Below are 16,233 nucleotides of genomic sequence, written 5' to 3'. Positions count from 1 at the left end.
TTATTTGAGCCCTATGTTAGCCATTATATTTGTTGTCACATTATTGCTATTTGCAAGTCCATTGATCATTGGCTTTCTTGGTATGCTTGCACCTGCTTTTGCATGGCTACCAGCATTAAACATGCATCAACCATCGCTATTAGGTTGGCAGCAACTTTTTGCCTGGCCTGATCTTGGTCATTCAATTGCTTTAACACTACTGTCAGGTTTAGGCAGTACATTACTGGCACTATGGTGGTGTTATTTGATATTGCGCCGCTATTGGCTTAGCCCAAAGTGGCAAAAAATTGAACGCTTACTAGCCCCGTTACTCGCTTTCCCTCATATTGCTTTTGTGCTTGGTTTTGGGCTGATGTTCTCATCAACAGGCTGGATTGCCCGTATTTGGCACCATACAGGCCTCGCAGATACTCTTTATCCTGTGCTTATTCATGATAGCTTTGGTTTAGGATTACTGTTTGCATTAGCCATTAAAGAAACACCCTTTTTATTATTAATGAGCATCAGTATTCTAAAACAGCTGGATATAAAACGTCTTTATCAAGCATCTATGAGTCTGGGATACAACCATCAACAAATATGGTACATGGTTATACTGCCGCTATGGCTACCCAAATTACGCTTGGCGATTTTCGCGGTTGCCGGTTACGGACTTGCCGTGGTTGATGTGGCATTAATTATTGGCCCCACTCACCCCAGCACATTTTCAATGCTAATTTGGCAATGGTTTACTGATGGTGACTTAACCCAACTTCCACGCGCAGCAGCAGGAGCATTGTTATTATTTGGTATTGTCATCATTACTTTTGGACTATTACGTTTAATAGAATGGTGGCGATTATCATACGCAACATCATGGCAATATCGCGGCGCAATTCGACACTCAACCCGTCGAATTCCCTCGCCTATTGCCGCTTTTTTTAGTCATGGTTTATTATTGTTACCGTTAATTATGCTGCCTATTTTGGCCGTATGGTCATTTGCTTTACGGTGGCGTTTTCCTGACTTACTACCCAGCCGTTATAGTGTCCGTTTTTGGCAACAGCAATTTGAACCACTACAACAGCTCATCGGTAACAGTATTTTTCTCGCATTAATCAGCAGTTGTTGTGCCTTAATCATGGTGATTCTTTGCCTTGAATATCGCCAAAAGTATCAACGTGGAATCCCTACAGTACTGATCGCGATTCCAATGGTTGCGCCACAATTATCGCTATTATTTGGTATGCAGACAGCGGTCTCTTTTGTCTCTGGCCACTATTTTTGGCAATGGGTAATTTGGAGCCATTGGCTTTATGTTTTCCCGTATATTTATCTTACGTTAGATGGGCCATGGCGCAGTTATGATCAACGATTAGATCAAACAGCAAGAAGTTTAGGCTTAAATGGCTGGCAAACATGGTGGCGAGTTAAGTTTCCACAGCTAAAACCTGCATTATGGTTAGCCTTTGCGGTTGGCTGTAGTGTCAGTTTGGCACAATATTTACCCACTCAAATGCTAGGCGCTGGGCGCGTATCCACCTTAACCACTGAAGCGGTAACGCTTGCTAGCGGCCAAGACCGACGCATCAGTGCAATTTATGGGCTATTACAAGGATTATTACCTTTGGCCTTTTTTACTATCGCGATGGTATTAGCACAACGCAAATCATCACCCGCTCAAACTCAAATAAGCAGGTAATCTTATGGCCCTTTCTGTTTCACAATTAACCTTACGTCATCGTAATAATAATGTCGTGATAGGCCCGTTAACTTTTGAGGTTGAAGCGGGAGAAATAATGACGTTAATGGGGCCTAGTGGCAGTGGTAAATCCACGATTCTTAGTGCGATTGCAGGTCACCTAGCCCCTGACTTCACAGTCACAGGTGAAATACAGCTTAATAAACAATCAATAACCTCGTTAGCACCTAATATGCGCCATATAGGTATTGTTTTTCAAGATGATTTACTGTTTCCTCACCTTAATATTTGGCAAAATCTCGCGTTTGGGTTACCACAAAATATTAAAGGTAGCCAACGTAAGCACCAAGCGTTAGCCACATTAGACGAATTGAATTTACTTCATTTACAACATCAGCAAGCCCATGAAATTTCAGGAGGTCAACGAGCAAGGATAAGTATGATGCGATTATTATTGTCGCAACCCCAAGCAGTATTACTTGATGAACCCTTTAGTAAATTAGATAAAACCCTACGCGCAGCATTTCGTCAATTTGTATTTAATCAAATTCAACAACGCAATATTCCGGCATTGATGGTCACACATGACGACGATGATATCCCCCCAAATGGCGATGTTTTACACTGGCCTTGGCAATAAATATTCAAGCAGGACACCACATGCTCGACCGTTACAGTATTACTCTTATACGTCAGCCATTAGCAAAGCTGGCGATGTTGCCTGAAAAATATGGAATTAGTGCTAATCAAATCACCCTCAGCGGTTTTGTGATTGGCCTGTTTGCACTCCCTGCATTAGCCTTTGAGTATTATGGATTAGCGCTATTTTTCATTATTATTAACCGACTATTTGATGGCTTAGATGGCGCAGTGGCACGCCGTCAAGGCATTACCGATTGTGGCGGATTTCTTGATATTACGTTAGATTTCTTATTTTATTCTTTGATTCCATTTGGCTTTGTATTAGCCGATCCACAATACAATGCCGTTGCTGGCGCATTCTTGATCTTTTCTTTTATCGGAACCGGCTCAAGCTTTCTTGCGTTTGCAATTATGGCAGGGAAACGCAATATAGAAAGTCCAGTATATAAACATAAATCGTTGTATTACATTGGTGGTCTCACGGAAGGTACTGAAACTATTGCCTGTTTTGTTTTGTTTTGTTTACTTCCGCAGCACTTTGCCACTATTGCCTGGATTTTTGGCTCACTATGCTGGATCACCACCGCAACACGTATTTGGGCAGGTTACCACACTCTAAAAAATTAAATTAATACCGCTGGATGTAGCACAACCTCATCCAGCGATCTCTTTTCATTTTTCAACTTCTTCTCTTTATCACAAGTAACCGTTACTCAACGTACCCACTGATGATGTAACTGTTCGCTATCTCCTAAATAATCTAATAACCAACTTACCGCGGGATTCATGGTTTCAGTATTCCATGCTAAACAACAAGGGCTCACTGACGGTTTAATGGCTAACTCTTTTTCAATTAGCTCTCCCGCTTCAATTAGTGGAATGGCCATGTGACTTGGCACTACACTCACTCCTAACCCCGCTTTTAAACACTGCATTGCACTGTACCAATTAGGAACAAGTATTCGGCGTTGGTTATCCATCAGCCATGTGATCCGTTTCGGTAACGTACGAGAGGTATCTTCTAAACAAACGGCTGGATATTGTGCTAACTCATGCGGTTCTAATGGATGATCACAAGTCGCTAAAGGATGCAGGGGATCAATCACAAACTTCCATGTTAATGTTCCCATATCTCGATAATCAAAGCTTCCCCCCACTGGTACTGCAGCAGTTGCGCCAATGGCAATATCAGCCCGTCCATCTGCTAAGGCATCCCATACACCATTAAATACTTCCATGGTGAGGTGTAATTCGACATCAGGGAAATGTTCATAAAAGTCTTTAACTAACATATTAACGCGACTTTGACGCACCACAGTATCTAAAGCGACAGATACATTTTGTGACCAACCATTGGCAACGCGTTGTGTTTGATATTTCATTAATTGCATCTGTTTGATTATTTTGCGTGATTCTTCAACGAAATACTCCCCTGCTGGCGTTAGTTTAACCTGCCTATGCAATCGAACAAATAATTCGACAGCTAAACGCTCTTCTATCAATCTAACAGTATAACTGATGGCGCTAGGCACTTTGTGTAATTCTTCCGCAGCGCCTGAAAAGCTGCCACGACGGGCGACTACGTCTATAACTTGGAGATCATTATAAGAAAACATATCACATCAAATTTTTTGAAAGCATGGTTTAAATTTTAGCGTTTCACAGCTATTAAAACCAGTATTACACTAGTACATATTGAAATATTGACGAAAAGTATAAAATGAAAAATACCCCTTCTAAAATTACCCTATTCTGGTTTGCATGTTTAAGTATGCTTGGCTTCCTTGCTACTGACATGTATTTACCTTCGTTTGAAACGATCCGTGCCGACTTTGCAACAACCCAATCTCTTATCGGCCTTTCGCTCAGTGTCTTTCTACTTGGTATGGCATTAGGACAAGTTATTTACGGTCCATTATCAGATCGTGTAGGACGTATTAAAGTACTTGTTGGCGGTATGGTGCTGTTTAGCCTTGCCTCTATTGCATGTTCTTTTGCCCCCAACATTGAAGTCTTCCTTGCTGCACGTTTTGTGCAAGCATTAGGCGCATGTAGTGCAACGGTTATCTGGCAAGCGGTTGTGGTTGACCGTTATGATGGCAAAGTATCAGAGCGTGTGTTTGCGACAATCATGCCGTTGGTTGCATTGTCTCCAGCTTTAGCACCTTTATTAGGTGCCATGCTTGAGCATCAATTAGGCTGGCGTAGTATTTTCATCGCATTAGTTGGTTTTGGTGCAGTGCTAGCTATCATGACACTAAAAGAGCCTGAGAGCGCTAACCTTAGCCAACAGCAAGAAAAGCTAACGGTTAAACTGCGTAGTGACTACAACCAAATTCTAAGCTCAAAGAAATTCTGGGGTAACATGCTAATATTTGCTGCATGTTCAGCCGCTTTCTTTGCTTATTTAACTGGCTCACCTTTTGTTATGTCAGCAATGGGTTATTCAGGCACTGATATTGGCTTAAGCTACGCACCACAAACAGTTGCCTTTATTGTCGGTGGTTACGGCTGTCGTACTTTGCTGAATCATTTTGAGAGTAAAAAGCTTCTACCATGGATTTTGGCACTGTTCTTTAGCAGCGTTTTGATTATGTTTGTTATTTCAATCTCAATCAATGTAACGACTATCTGGCCAATTCTTATTCCATTCTGCTTCCTTGCGGTTGCTAATGGTGCAATTTACCCACTGGTTATTAGTGCTGCCTTATCTGATTTTAGAAATTGTAGTGCAACGGCTGCTGGCCTACTGAACTTTATGCAAACAATGGTCTGCTTTGCAGCAAGTGGTTTAGTCTCTGCCTTTGCTGGATTTGGTTTATTAACAGTCACAGTAGCGATGTTCATCACAGGCTTTATCGCTATTATCGGTTTCATTCTGGTGACAAAAGCACGCCACCAGCAAGCAGTAATAGCAACCGCGTAATAACTTGCTCTCTTTAATTATTAGAAGCAGCCTTCGTCGGCTGCTTTTTTTTGCCTATTTGTTGTGGCTTAATGAACTTGTACGCCTTTCATTGGCTCCTCCTATCTTCCTATCTTCCTACCTTCCTATCTTCCTACCTTCCTATCTTCCTATCTTCCTATCTTCCTATCTTCCTATCTTCCTATCTTCCTATCTTCCTATCTTCCTATCTTCCTATCTTCCTATCTTCCTATCTTCCTATCAATATGTGCTATTTAAGCATAAATAAAAACAATAATATCGCCCCTATCCAACTATAAATCCACTTACATAATGACTCACACAACAATGACTAATTAATCATTCCATTAAAACAATGAAACATCTCTTTCTAATCACTATTATGCACTCAAACTCTAACATTTAGATAAGGTTTATTAATTGTTAAAAATAAACATTGTAACCAAGTAATTTAGCAGGTTAAATCATTAGTAATTAAACAAATACGCAACATATTATTTTTTTATACATTTTCCTTGCATAAGATATCGTGATGAGTAGTATATAAATTAAGTGATGATTAATGCAGTATTAGAGCATGAGTATTCAAGTAAGTAATATCAATAAATTTTACGGTCAAAACCAAGTACTGCATGATGTCAGCTTTACTTGTAACACTGGCGAAACCCTCGTTTTATTAGGCCCAAGCGGCGCAGGAAAGAGCTCGTTATTGCGTGTATTAAACCTGCTAGAGAACGCAACAGATGGCAATTTAACGATAGCTAATAATATATTTGATTTTTCAAAGCCTATTTCAGAACAAAAAGGCTTAGCGTTGAGAAAAAAAGTGGGAATGGTTTTTCAACAGTACAATCTCTGGCCCCATAAAACAGTGATTGAAAATTTAATCGAAGCACCAACCAAAGTATTAGGTCTCGATAAAGCGATTGCTAAACAACAAGCATTGGATATTTTGACGCAATTACACCTTGCAGATAAAGCAAATGCATGGCCGTTACAACTTTCAGGTGGCCAACAACAACGAGTCGCGATTGCGCGTGCATTGATGATGAAACCTGACGTATTGCTATTTGATGAGCCAACCGCAGCCTTGGATCCAGAGATCACTAGTCAAATCGTTAAGATCATAAAAGATCTCAGCGGCACAGGGATAACCCAAGTTGTCGTTACTCATGAAGTTGATTTTGCAAAAAAAATTGCAAGTCACATTTTATATATGGAAAACGGACGTGTGATTGAACATGGTAACCATGACTCTTTTACAACACCAAAAACCACCCAATTTGCAGAATACCTTAACCATTAATAGGTCTCTTTTTTAAAACTGCGTAGATAGAAAACTACGTGATCAATCCGCATGGAGTATAGCGATGAAAAAAATGTTATTAGCGGCAATAATTGGCTTAGCATCTGGTCATGTCATGGCACAAGATCTTAAATTTGCAACAGAAGCGACTTATGCACCATTTGAATACATGGATGCGAACAATCAAATTCAAGGTTTTGATATTGATATTGCTAAAGCCTTGTGTTCAGAAATGAAAGCAACCTGTACGTTCCATAATCAAGCGTTTGATAGTCTAATTCCTGCGCTAAAATTCAAACGTTATGATGCTGCAATTTCAGCAATGGATATTACCGAGGCACGTCAACAACAAGTCAGTTTTAGTAATACCTATTATGACAATGCCGCTGCGTTTGTATCATTAAAAGACCATGTTGCTGATCAAGCAGCCCTAACAGGTAAGCGTGTAGGTGTACAAAATGGTTCAACACACCAGAGCTATATCACCGATCAAATGCCTGACGTAACAGCGGTACCTTATACCAGTTACCAAGATGCATTTATTGATATGCAAAATGGCCGTATTGATTCTGTATTTGGTGATACTGCTGTTGTGGCTGAATGGTTTAAGAAAGACAACGGCGACAAACTGTCTTATGTCGGTAAGCCGGTTACCAATGCGAAATATTTCGGTAATGGTTTTGGCATTGCAGTAAATAAAAACAACCAAGCATTAGTAGAACAATTAAATAAAGCGCTGGCAGCCATTAAAGCAAATGGCCAGTACCAAGCAATCTTTGAACAGTATTTTGGTAAGTAAGTTATGATATTAACGGGATATTCACAATCCCTGCTAGAGGCTAGCTGGATAACAATCCAGCTTGCTTTTGTCAGTTTAGCGGTAGGGTTAGTTTTAGCGATGTTATTTGCAGGCGGCGAAATGTCACGATATCGTGCTATCGCGTGGCCAACAACATTTATCGTGACTATCCTCCGTGGTCTGCCTGAACTATTAGTTGTACTTTTTATCTTTTTTGGTTCGGGCGAAATTATTTTTTATGTCACTGGCGAATTCATTGAGATCAGCCCCTTTTTATCTGGTGTCATTGCATTATCACTTATCTTTGCTTCTTATGCCGCTCAAACGATACGAGGAGCACTTAAAGCTGTTCCCAAAGGTCAACGCGAAGCAGCAACGGCACTTGGAATAAGTAAACAACGTACTTTTTTCAGCATTATTTTGCCGCAAACAGTGCGTCATGCGTTGCCCGGTTTGACTAATCAATGGTTGGTATTATTAAAAGACACCGCACTTGTTTCGTTAATTGGTGTTACTGATTTATTAAAGCAAGCCCAATTAGCATCAGCAGCAACGCATGAAAGCTTTACGTGGTATGCCACGGCTGCAGCGGTGTATTTAATTATTACCTTAATCACGCAACGTCTGATTAAAATAATTGAAAAGAAATTCAGCGAGCAAGATGGCTCTAGTACTCAAACCCATAAAAGCCAAGGAGCAACCGCATGAATGAACAAAATTTTTGGCTAATGGTACAAGGGCTAATTACCAGCCTTGAGTTAACCGCAGCCTCTTTATTGGTCGGTTGTAGTTTGGCGTTATTAATGACGGCAAGTTTGATATTACGTACCCCAATTCTTCACTGGATCAGCCGCGGTATTATCACCCTCTTTACGGGAACGCCATTATTAGTACAAATATTTTTAGTCTATTATGGCCCAGGACAATTTGAAGTTATTCGTCAAAGCTTCGTATGGGATTGGTTAAGCCAACCTTGGTTTTGTGCCATGCTGGCATTGGCTTTAAATACGGCAGCTTATAGTACCCAGCTATTTAAAGGGGCTTTTGATGCCATACCTCAAGGTCAATGGCATGCTTGTCGCGCTCTTGGTATGAATACTAAAGCAACATTGGGGGTATTACTGCCTTTTGCTATTCGTCGTGCAGTGCCTGCTTATTCAAACGAAGTGATCTTAGTATTTAAAGGCACATCACTTGCCAGCACGATTACGATTATGGATATTATGGGTTATGCACAACGTATTAACGCACAAACTTATGATACTTTGACGGTCTTTGCTGTGGCGGGAGCATTCTATCTTGCGGTTAATGGTTTACTGACATTACTGTTTCGAGTGTTTGAGAAAAAAGCGCTTGCGTTTGAAGCTGCACGTTAAGATTGAGTATAGTAGCTCAATAATAGCGGCATATTACCTCGATTAAAAAGCCGATATAATGTCGGCTTTTTAATTACTAAATACAATAATATTTATCATAATTTAATGACTTAGTTTGGCATTGATTTTTAAAACTAATTGGGATTTTGTGTTCTCAACTACGTCAATTTTATTCTCTTTAATATGAGAGAATTGCGCTAACAACGCACTTAACTCTTCTTTCATCAATTGTAAATGTCGTGATGTTCTGTGGCGGGTAATCTCACTTACAAGCCTTTCCTTTGCTTGTAATGCTGTTGTTACTTTTGCAGCCTTCTTTTTTGAACGGAAGAAGAAGTTCATAGTAAACATCCTTATTTTTTATAAACACCTATAAAATATTAGATTATGATACTAAATACCATTAAATAGTTTCATATTTGTTAACTCGTTATAATAATAGCTGCATTATATAACTAATAACCATATAACCAATAACCAATAACCATCTAATATATAAATAATCATAATCATCGCTTATTTACATTGTAGCTCATAGTTAATATCCACCACTTATTTCAAACTCCATTCTCTTGATTGATATACAACTAACCAACTGTTTATTAAGAAGACCGCCTGAAATTATAATTTATAATTAAAACAACCATAACTAAAATAGAACGTCATTATTCCTATCTTTAAGAAATGCGGCTCGAAAAATCACACGATCTCCTCCTCAAAAAAGCACCTTTTACTCTATCTTTAAATAACAAGATTTAATTACGCCACCGTTAATACACGATCATAATGATAAAATAGAGTATCGACTATGACACAACATTCATTCGTTAGATTCATATTCACAACTTGCACCTTCCTTTGTTCGATAGCCGTTACAGCCACAGAATCCAATACGGAAACACAGTATTTGCAAGGCAAAGAAAAATCAGTGGTATGTATGACGTGTCATGGTGTTGATGGCATTTCTACCATTGATACCTACCCTAATCTTCAAGGCCAAAAACAAACGTATTTTGTCGCAGCATTGAAAGCCTATAAATTACGTCAACGTAATGACGGGTTAGCCATTCTTATGCATGCACAGGCTGACGTATTAAGTGAACAAGATATGCTAGATATTGCGTATTATTTTAATCACGTTAAATCAAAATCTACAAACGATAATAATTAGTAACCATATATCAATAGCAACATAGCGCGATTAATTTAACAAATTGTTTTTTGACAAATAACACAGTCAAAGGTTTTAAGAATGGATATTCAATACAATTATAAAGTTGTTAAATACTTCATGGTTACTAGTGTTATCTGGGGACTAATAGCCATGACGATAGGCGTTATTCTTGCAGGACAACTTTATTGGCCCGCGCTCAATTTAAACTCAGAGTATTTTCAATTCGGTCGCCTACGACCATTACATACCAACGGGGTTATTTTTGGTTTTGTGGTGAATATTTTAATGGGTACTTCGCTTTATATCGTTCAACGAACCTGTAAAGTGCCATTATTTAACCACTGCCTGTCTTGGTTTGTTTACTATGGTTGGCAACTTATATTAATCCTTGCTGTTATTACGCTACCACTTGGTTTTACTACCTCAAAAGAATATGCCGAACTTGAATGGCCAATTGATATTTTAATTGCAGTTGTTTGGGTTCTGTATGCCATTTTATTTTTTGGCACCATCACCAAAAGAACCGTGGCACATATATTTGTCGCCAACTGGTTTTATGGCGCTTTTATTTTAGTTATTGCGATGATTTTTATCGTCAATAATCTTGAATTGCCCGTAACCTTCTGGAAATCATATTCAATTTATTCTGGCGCTGAAGATGCAATCGTACAATGGTGGTGGGGGCATAATGCCGTTGGCTTCCTTCTGACCGCTGGTATTATTGGAATGAACTACTACTTCATTCCTAAAATATCCGACCGCCCAATCTACTCTTACCGTTTGTCTATTATTCACTTTTGGGGCCTAGTCGGATTTTATACATGGGCCGGTACACACCATCTTATTTATTCATCTGTTCCTGATTGGCTACAAAATCTTGGGATCGTAATGTCACTTATTTTATGGCTCCCCTCTTGGGGTGGTGCATTTAATAGCATTATGACCTTACTCAGTAACAAACCTAAGCTCAAGCATGATTACATTATGTGGTTCTTTTTCTCCGCCATTATCTATTATGCCCTTGCCACATTTGAAGGCCCATTACTGGCTATTCGTTGGTTTAATATGATTGCGCACAACACTGACTGGATCATCGGTCATGTGCATTCTGCGGCTCTAGGTTGGGTGGGCATGTCTGCCATTGCGGTTTTTTATTATTTTATTCCCCGCCTTTGGGGCCACCAGCAATTATGGTCGAATCGCTTAGTTAAATGGCATTTTTGGTTTGCACATATAGGAATTCTTATTTACGCAGTAGCATTGTGGATCGCTGGCATTGGTCAAGGTTATATGTGGTTACAACAAGAGCCAAATGGCAGCTTAACTTATAGTTTTGTAGATGCAATGAACTTTTCCTCACCATGGATGTTGGCGCGTTTCATCGGTGGTGTCAGCTTTGTATTTGGGTTAGTACTAATGATATATAACCTTTATCGCACCCTAAAACAGCCATTAACAACCCCATCCTCAACTGAGGAGATCAATGAACATGCTTAATAAAGATTTCACACAATCGGTGTTTATCTTAATTATTTCCACCGTCATTGTTGCCAGTATTTCTTTTCTTGTTTGGGTGCTACCCGCATTCTTTTATCAAGACAAACTAATTGCAGAATCCAGTGCTAAACCACTGACAGCATTAGAAGTCGAAGGCCGAGATGTCTACATCAGTGAGGGCTGTCATACTTGCCATACTATGATGGTGCGCCCCTTAGATGCAGAAATAAAACGTTATGGCCGCTATAGCCGAGAAAGCGATGACATTTATGAATTTCCTAATTTATGGGGATCTAAACGTACCGGCCCTGATCTCACCAATCTTGGACGCAAATACTCTGATCAATGGCATGCTATACACCTCAATAATCCACGTGATGTTGTACCCACCTCTATCATGCCCGCCTATCCTTGGTTATTTGAACAGGTGCTAGATGGAGAAGATGCAGAAGCAAAACTCAAAGCATTACGCATATTAGGTGTGCCTTATAATGATAAAGAAATACAACAAGCACGCCTTGCCGTTAAAGGTCATACCAAAGCTGAGGCACTGATTGCTTATTTACAAAGTCTAGGACACGAGCAGGGAGTACAGCAATGAACACTTTCTGGAGCAATTGGGTTACATTATTGACCTTACTGTTTTTAATTTTTATGCTCATCGTCGTGGTGTATTATTGGCGAAAAAATCATACTGCAGATAAAGATAAAACAGTTGATAGTTTTGATAACATTCAAGAAAACGATGCTGCTGTTCCTAAGTTATTATTGTTCTCTTATGGCATTGCATTTCTATTCGCTGCTATATTTTTAGTGCTTTACCCTGGACTTGGTAACTGGCAAGGCTTAATGGCATGGAAATCAACCAGTGAAGCTACTCAGCCTCATGCGACTGATTTAAAAGCACAAATCATACAAGCAAAACTCAGCGACAGTTCATATCTGCAATTGAGCCAAGACGATACCATAGTAACCACGGGTAAAGCCCTGTTTCAAACCCATTGTGCCGCTTGTCATTTGAGTGAAGCGGAAGGTCAAACCCACTTTCCTAACTTAACTGATGATGTGTGGCTTTATGGCGGTACAGATAAAGATATTTATCACTCCATTACTCAAGGCCGTAATGGTGTTATGGCGGGTTGGAAAACTATTCTATCTGCTGAAGATATCAATCATGTCGCCACTTATATTGCCTCGTTACAAGCTGATCGTATTCTTTCAGCATCAAGTTTTGCATTACAGCAAGGTAAAACTGTCTTTAATAAAAACTGTACCAGTTGTCACGGTAGTGATGCAAAAGGCAATCAATTACTAGGTGCACCCAATTTAACCGATAATATCTGGTTACATAATGGCAGTATTGAGGGCATTACGCATACCATAAACAATGGTCTTAATAATGTTATGCCAGCCTTTGCCCAGCAACTTTCTGATGCTGAAATTCAAGCATTAGGCGCCTATCTACGTCATCAAAATACTGTTCGTAAAACCGAAATTGCCCAATTAAACAAAGAGCAAATTACTCAAGGACAATATCTCGCTTACGCTGGAGACTGCGTTGCTTGTCATACTGGTGAAGGTGGCGAATTATTTGGTGGCGGATTAGGTTTTGTTACTCCATTTGGTACATTGTATTCCACTAATATTTCATCGCACCCTGAATTTGGAATTGGTGATTACACATATACTGAGTTTTATGATGCTCTGCATAAAGGTAAAGGCAAACACGGCTATCTTTATCCTGCAATGCCCTACTCTTCTTATCAATACATCACTGATGCTGATACCAAAGCATTGTGGGTATACATGCAATCACTCGATTATGTGAATACTCGTAATTTAGATAACCAAATGATGTTTCCAAGTAATATTCGCTTAGGCTTATTAGGTTGGAATATCGCATTTCTTGATACCGACCCATTACAATATCCAGCCAACAGCACTGAAACTTGGCGTCGAGGTAAATATTTAACCATGAGCTTAGGTCACTGTTCTGAGTGCCACACACCACGAAATATTGCTCAAGCGTTAATTGCCGATAAGCTCTTTCAAGGTAATTTAATTGATGGTTGGATGGCACCTGATATTACCGCAACCGAGCTTTATCAAGATCGCTGGGATGTAAATTCACTGACTGATTTTCTTAAAACAGGCCATTCCGAAAAAGGCACCGCATTTGGTGGTATGGCGGAAGTGGTAAAAAACAGTACCCGCTATTTAACCCGTGAAGATGTCAGTGCTATTGCGGAATACCTTATTACAGGCGACAAATATAACGTATTAGATAAATCGGTTGGTCAAATTACACCACCAGGCTTTGGTGATTTAACGCCAGCACAAATAAACATTCAGAATCCTAATTTAGCTGAAGGTTCTGCCGATCAACAAACTAAAGATCAACAATTATATGGGCTGTACATTCAAACCTGTGGTGCTTGTCATGGTCCAGATGGTAAAGGTCGCGAAGGTATTGCACCAGCACTGCTTAATAATGGCATCATCATGCATAAAGATCCGTATGACACTATTGCCGTTACTATTCGAGGCTTAATGCCAAACTTCTTAGAACAAGAAATAGATTTTATGCCAATGAGTAGTTTTAACACCGTTTTAAATGATGCTGATTTGGCTCAATTAATTACATTTGTACGTCAAAAATTAGGGGGAAGAAATATCCCTGTGACAGAAAAAGAGGTAACTAAAATTCGTCAAGATCTTATCAAAGCAGGATTTGCAGGCAATATTCATAATATGACCCAACCGATAAATGAGGCTCCTGAATAACGAAACAATATGCAACAATAACGAAATAAGCATGCGCTAACTGATTGAAACTATAATCAGTTAGCTGAGCTGCTGTATTTTAAACCTATTACACAATTTAGCATTATTTTTTATTGCTTGTGAGAAATATCTAGGTATAGTCAAGACTAATCCTTTGAGTAGAGGCGCGCTGCCTAAAAGTATTCGGTTGGAGGGAGATCCCCAATGAGAGCCGAAGAAAGGAGTCAGCGCCGAAGTAATTATTGAGTCATCAATAATCGCTGGTTCTGTATTTAATAAGTACAGAACTGCCATAGTTATGTTGTCTATGGAGCGCTACCCTAAGGGATAAGAAGTATTATTTCTAAAGAAATCTGTTTCTCTATCCTTTCGGTAGATCTCCACCTTATTATAGGTGTTTAAGAGATCCATGAATTTAGTTCAATATTCTGATTCATTATTATCAGTAGTTCCCGCACTACTGGCAGTTATTCTTGCAATTACTACCCGCCGCGTATTGTTATCTTTAGGCGTGGGCATTGTTGCAGGATCAATCCTTCTAAATAATTTCAACCCACTCGCAGCACTACAATATCTTTTACATCAAATTCTTGGCTTAGTTTGGGCTGATGGTGCGATCAATACCAGTAACGTTAACATGTTATTATTTATGTTATTACTCGGTGGTTTGATTAGCTTAATGACCGCAACAGGCGCAACCAAGGCATTTGCTGAATGGGGTGTTCGTCGCTGTAAAGATCGTCGCAGTGCCAATATCTTAACGGGTATGATGGTATTTGCCTTCTTTATTGATGACTTCTTCCACAGCTTATCTGTTGGACCTATTTGTCGCCCCGTAACTGACCGTTTTCAAATTTCACGTGCAAAATTAGCTTACCTGTTAGATTCAACCGCAGCACCGGTATGTGTTATTACCCCTATTTCATCGTGGGGCGCATATATCATTGCGATCCTTGGTGGTATTTTGGTGACCAACGATATTACTGAAACGAGTCCGATTTCATTATTCGTACAGATGATTCCAATGAATCTGTATGCTGTGTTTACCTTATTAATGGTGCTTGTGGTTATCACGTTCCAACTTGATATTGGTCCAATGCGTAAGCACGAAGAGCGCGCACGTGATGGCCAACTTTGGGATGAATCAAAAGGTCACCCAAAAGGGCTAGAAATCACCACAGAAGGTGAAGGTAATGGCACCATGATTGATATGGTCTTACCGATTCTTACTCTGACTGTTTCTAGCGTTGTGTTTATGATCATCAGTGGCGCAGAAGTTTTAGCCGCTAAAGGTCTGGCATTTAGCTTAATTGGCTCAATCGAGCATACAGATGTCGGTTCATCATTAGTGTATGCCGCATTATGTAGTCTTGTAGTATCCATTGTGTTGGCACTGCGCTTAAAGTTACCACTAAAAACATGGTTAACAGCTGCACCTCAAGGTGTTCAAGCGATGATGCCAGCAATTATCATTCTGTTATTTGCATGGACAATTGGTACTGTTGTCAGCGATATGGAAACTGGCCAATACTTAGCATCATTAACAAAATATGGCCTACCTGTTGAGTTACTGCCTGCATTAGTGTTCTTACTTTCATGTGGTATGTCTTTTGCGACCGGCACTAGTTGGGGTACATTTGGTATCATGCTGCCATTGGCAGGTGATATGGCGATTGCAAGTGATGTTAACTTATTAATGCCTATGCTATCAGCAGTATTAGCAGGTTCTGTCTTTGGTGATCACAGTTCACCGATTTCAAGCACCAGTATTTTGTCAGCAACAGGTGCAGGCAGTCATCACATGGATCACGTTATGACGCAGTTACCTTACGCATTAACTGTCGCTTTCGGTGCTTTCCTTGGCTACCTTGTAATGGGTATAACAGGCTCAACCATTATCGGTATTGCAGTAAGTTCAGTCTGGTTCATCGGTTGTTGTGTCTACCATGTGCGCCAAGATAAGAAACAACAACTCGTTGTAGCGACACAAACTCATTAACAACAACCGCTATTAACGATAATCCCCGTTCGTTTTCGTGCTTATTTGA

At 39.7% G+C, this 16,233-nt stretch carries 15 protein-coding genes and 1 riboswitch; of the genes, 13 read left to right on the top strand and 2 right to left on the bottom strand.

All coding sequences use genetic code 11. The annotated features are described in order from the left end of the window. Positions 1-13 precede the first annotated feature (13 nt). The 3 genes from ACJZU6_RS08100 to ACJZU6_RS08090 are packed head-to-tail and all read left to right on the top strand — an operon-like array spanning position 14 to position 2,950. Positions 14-1,681, top strand: coding sequence for an ABC transporter permease (locus ACJZU6_RS08100; protein WP_408900042.1), 1,668 nt, complete (start codon positions 14-16; stop codon positions 1,679-1,681). Between the two features lie 4 nt (positions 1,682-1,685). Then, positions 1,686-2,321 (top strand): ATP-binding cassette domain-containing protein, encoded by a 636-nt coding sequence (locus ACJZU6_RS08095; protein WP_080157668.1) that lies wholly within the window; start codon positions 1,686-1,688, stop codon positions 2,319-2,321. A gap of 20 nt (positions 2,322-2,341) precedes the next feature. Continuing rightward, complete coding sequence (locus tag ACJZU6_RS08090; protein WP_080157669.1) at positions 2,342-2,950, top strand: CDP-alcohol phosphatidyltransferase family protein; 609 nt, start codon at positions 2,342-2,344, stop codon at positions 2,948-2,950. An 86-nt stretch (positions 2,951-3,036) separates the two neighbouring features. On the opposite strand, the gene punR is transcribed toward ACJZU6_RS08090, so the two are convergent. Then, complete coding sequence (gene punR / locus ACJZU6_RS08085; RefSeq protein WP_080157670.1) at positions 3,037-3,939, bottom strand: DNA-binding transcriptional activator PunR; 903 nt, start codon at positions 3,937-3,939, stop codon at positions 3,037-3,039. Between the two features lie 104 nt (positions 3,940-4,043). Here punR and punC point away from each other — a divergent pair, with 104 nt between their 5' ends. From punC to artM, 5 genes are all read left to right on the top strand, one after another. Further along, the gene (punC, locus tag ACJZU6_RS08080) at positions 4,044-5,249 is read left to right on the top strand and encodes a purine nucleoside transporter PunC (protein WP_080157671.1); all 1,206 of its coding nucleotides are present in this window, start codon (positions 4,044-4,046) and stop codon (positions 5,247-5,249) included. A 577-nt stretch (positions 5,250-5,826) separates the two neighbouring features. Beyond that, complete coding sequence (artP, locus tag ACJZU6_RS08075) at positions 5,827-6,555, top strand: arginine ABC transporter ATP-binding protein ArtP (protein WP_408900041.1); 729 nt, start codon at positions 5,827-5,829, stop codon at positions 6,553-6,555. A gap of 64 nt (positions 6,556-6,619) precedes the next feature. After that, a complete protein-coding gene (locus ACJZU6_RS08070; RefSeq protein WP_080157673.1) occupies positions 6,620-7,354 on the top strand; it encodes a lysine/arginine/ornithine ABC transporter substrate-binding protein in 735 nt (244 codons plus the stop codon). Between the two features lie 3 nt (positions 7,355-7,357). Beyond that, the gene (artQ, locus tag ACJZU6_RS08065) at positions 7,358-8,062 is read left to right on the top strand and encodes an arginine ABC transporter permease ArtQ (protein ID WP_408900040.1); all 705 of its coding nucleotides are present in this window, start codon (positions 7,358-7,360) and stop codon (positions 8,060-8,062) included. Continuing rightward, a complete protein-coding gene (gene artM, locus ACJZU6_RS08060) occupies positions 8,059-8,730 on the top strand; it encodes an arginine ABC transporter permease ArtM (protein WP_080157675.1) in 672 nt (223 codons plus the stop codon). The genes artQ and artM overlap by 4 nt, the downstream gene beginning before the upstream one ends. 102 nt (positions 8,731-8,832) lie before the next feature. On the opposite strand, the gene ACJZU6_RS08055 is transcribed toward artM, so the two are convergent. Beyond that, positions 8,833-9,072: a hypothetical protein gene (locus ACJZU6_RS08055; protein ID WP_080157676.1), complete on the bottom strand. Its 240-nt coding sequence runs from the start codon at positions 9,070-9,072 to the stop codon at positions 8,833-8,835. Positions 9,073-9,538: 466 nt separating this feature from the next. Here ACJZU6_RS08055 and ACJZU6_RS08050 point away from each other — a divergent pair, with 466 nt between their 5' ends. From ACJZU6_RS08050 to ACJZU6_RS08030, 5 genes are all read left to right on the top strand, one after another. Beyond that, a complete protein-coding gene (locus tag ACJZU6_RS08050) occupies positions 9,539-9,901 on the top strand; it encodes a c-type cytochrome (protein ID WP_408900039.1) in 363 nt (120 codons plus the stop codon). 81 nt (positions 9,902-9,982) lie between these two features. Further along, positions 9,983-11,401, top strand: coding sequence for a cytochrome-c oxidase, cbb3-type subunit I (gene ccoN, locus ACJZU6_RS08045; RefSeq protein WP_327771152.1), 1,419 nt, complete (start codon positions 9,983-9,985; stop codon positions 11,399-11,401). Beyond that, positions 11,394-12,002, top strand: coding sequence for a cytochrome-c oxidase, cbb3-type subunit II (ccoO, locus tag ACJZU6_RS08040; RefSeq protein WP_107276968.1), 609 nt, complete (start codon positions 11,394-11,396; stop codon positions 12,000-12,002). The genes ccoN and ccoO overlap by 8 nt, the downstream gene beginning before the upstream one ends. Beyond that, positions 11,999-14,185 carry a cytochrome-c oxidase, cbb3-type subunit III gene (ccoP, locus tag ACJZU6_RS08035; RefSeq protein WP_408900038.1) on the top strand — a complete coding sequence of 729 codons (2,187 nt, stop codon included), beginning with the start codon at positions 11,999-12,001 and terminating at the stop codon, positions 14,183-14,185. The genes ccoO and ccoP overlap by 4 nt, the downstream gene beginning before the upstream one ends. Positions 14,186-14,336: 151 nt before the next feature. Beyond that, a riboswitch (Lysine riboswitch) is annotated at positions 14,337-14,511 on the top strand. An 83-nt stretch (positions 14,512-14,594) separates the two neighbouring features. Continuing rightward, the gene (locus ACJZU6_RS08030; RefSeq protein WP_408900037.1) at positions 14,595-16,184 is read left to right on the top strand and encodes a Na+/H+ antiporter NhaC family protein; all 1,590 of its coding nucleotides are present in this window, start codon (positions 14,595-14,597) and stop codon (positions 16,182-16,184) included. Positions 16,185-16,233: the final 49 nt, after the last annotated feature.

This window comes from Photobacterium piscicola (genome assembly GCF_046058925.1).
GTDB classification, from domain to species: Bacteria; Pseudomonadota; Gammaproteobacteria; order Enterobacterales; family Vibrionaceae; genus Photobacterium; species Photobacterium piscicola.
Note: the sequence above shows the minus strand (reverse complement) of the source record. Positions and strands in the feature narration are given on the sequence as shown.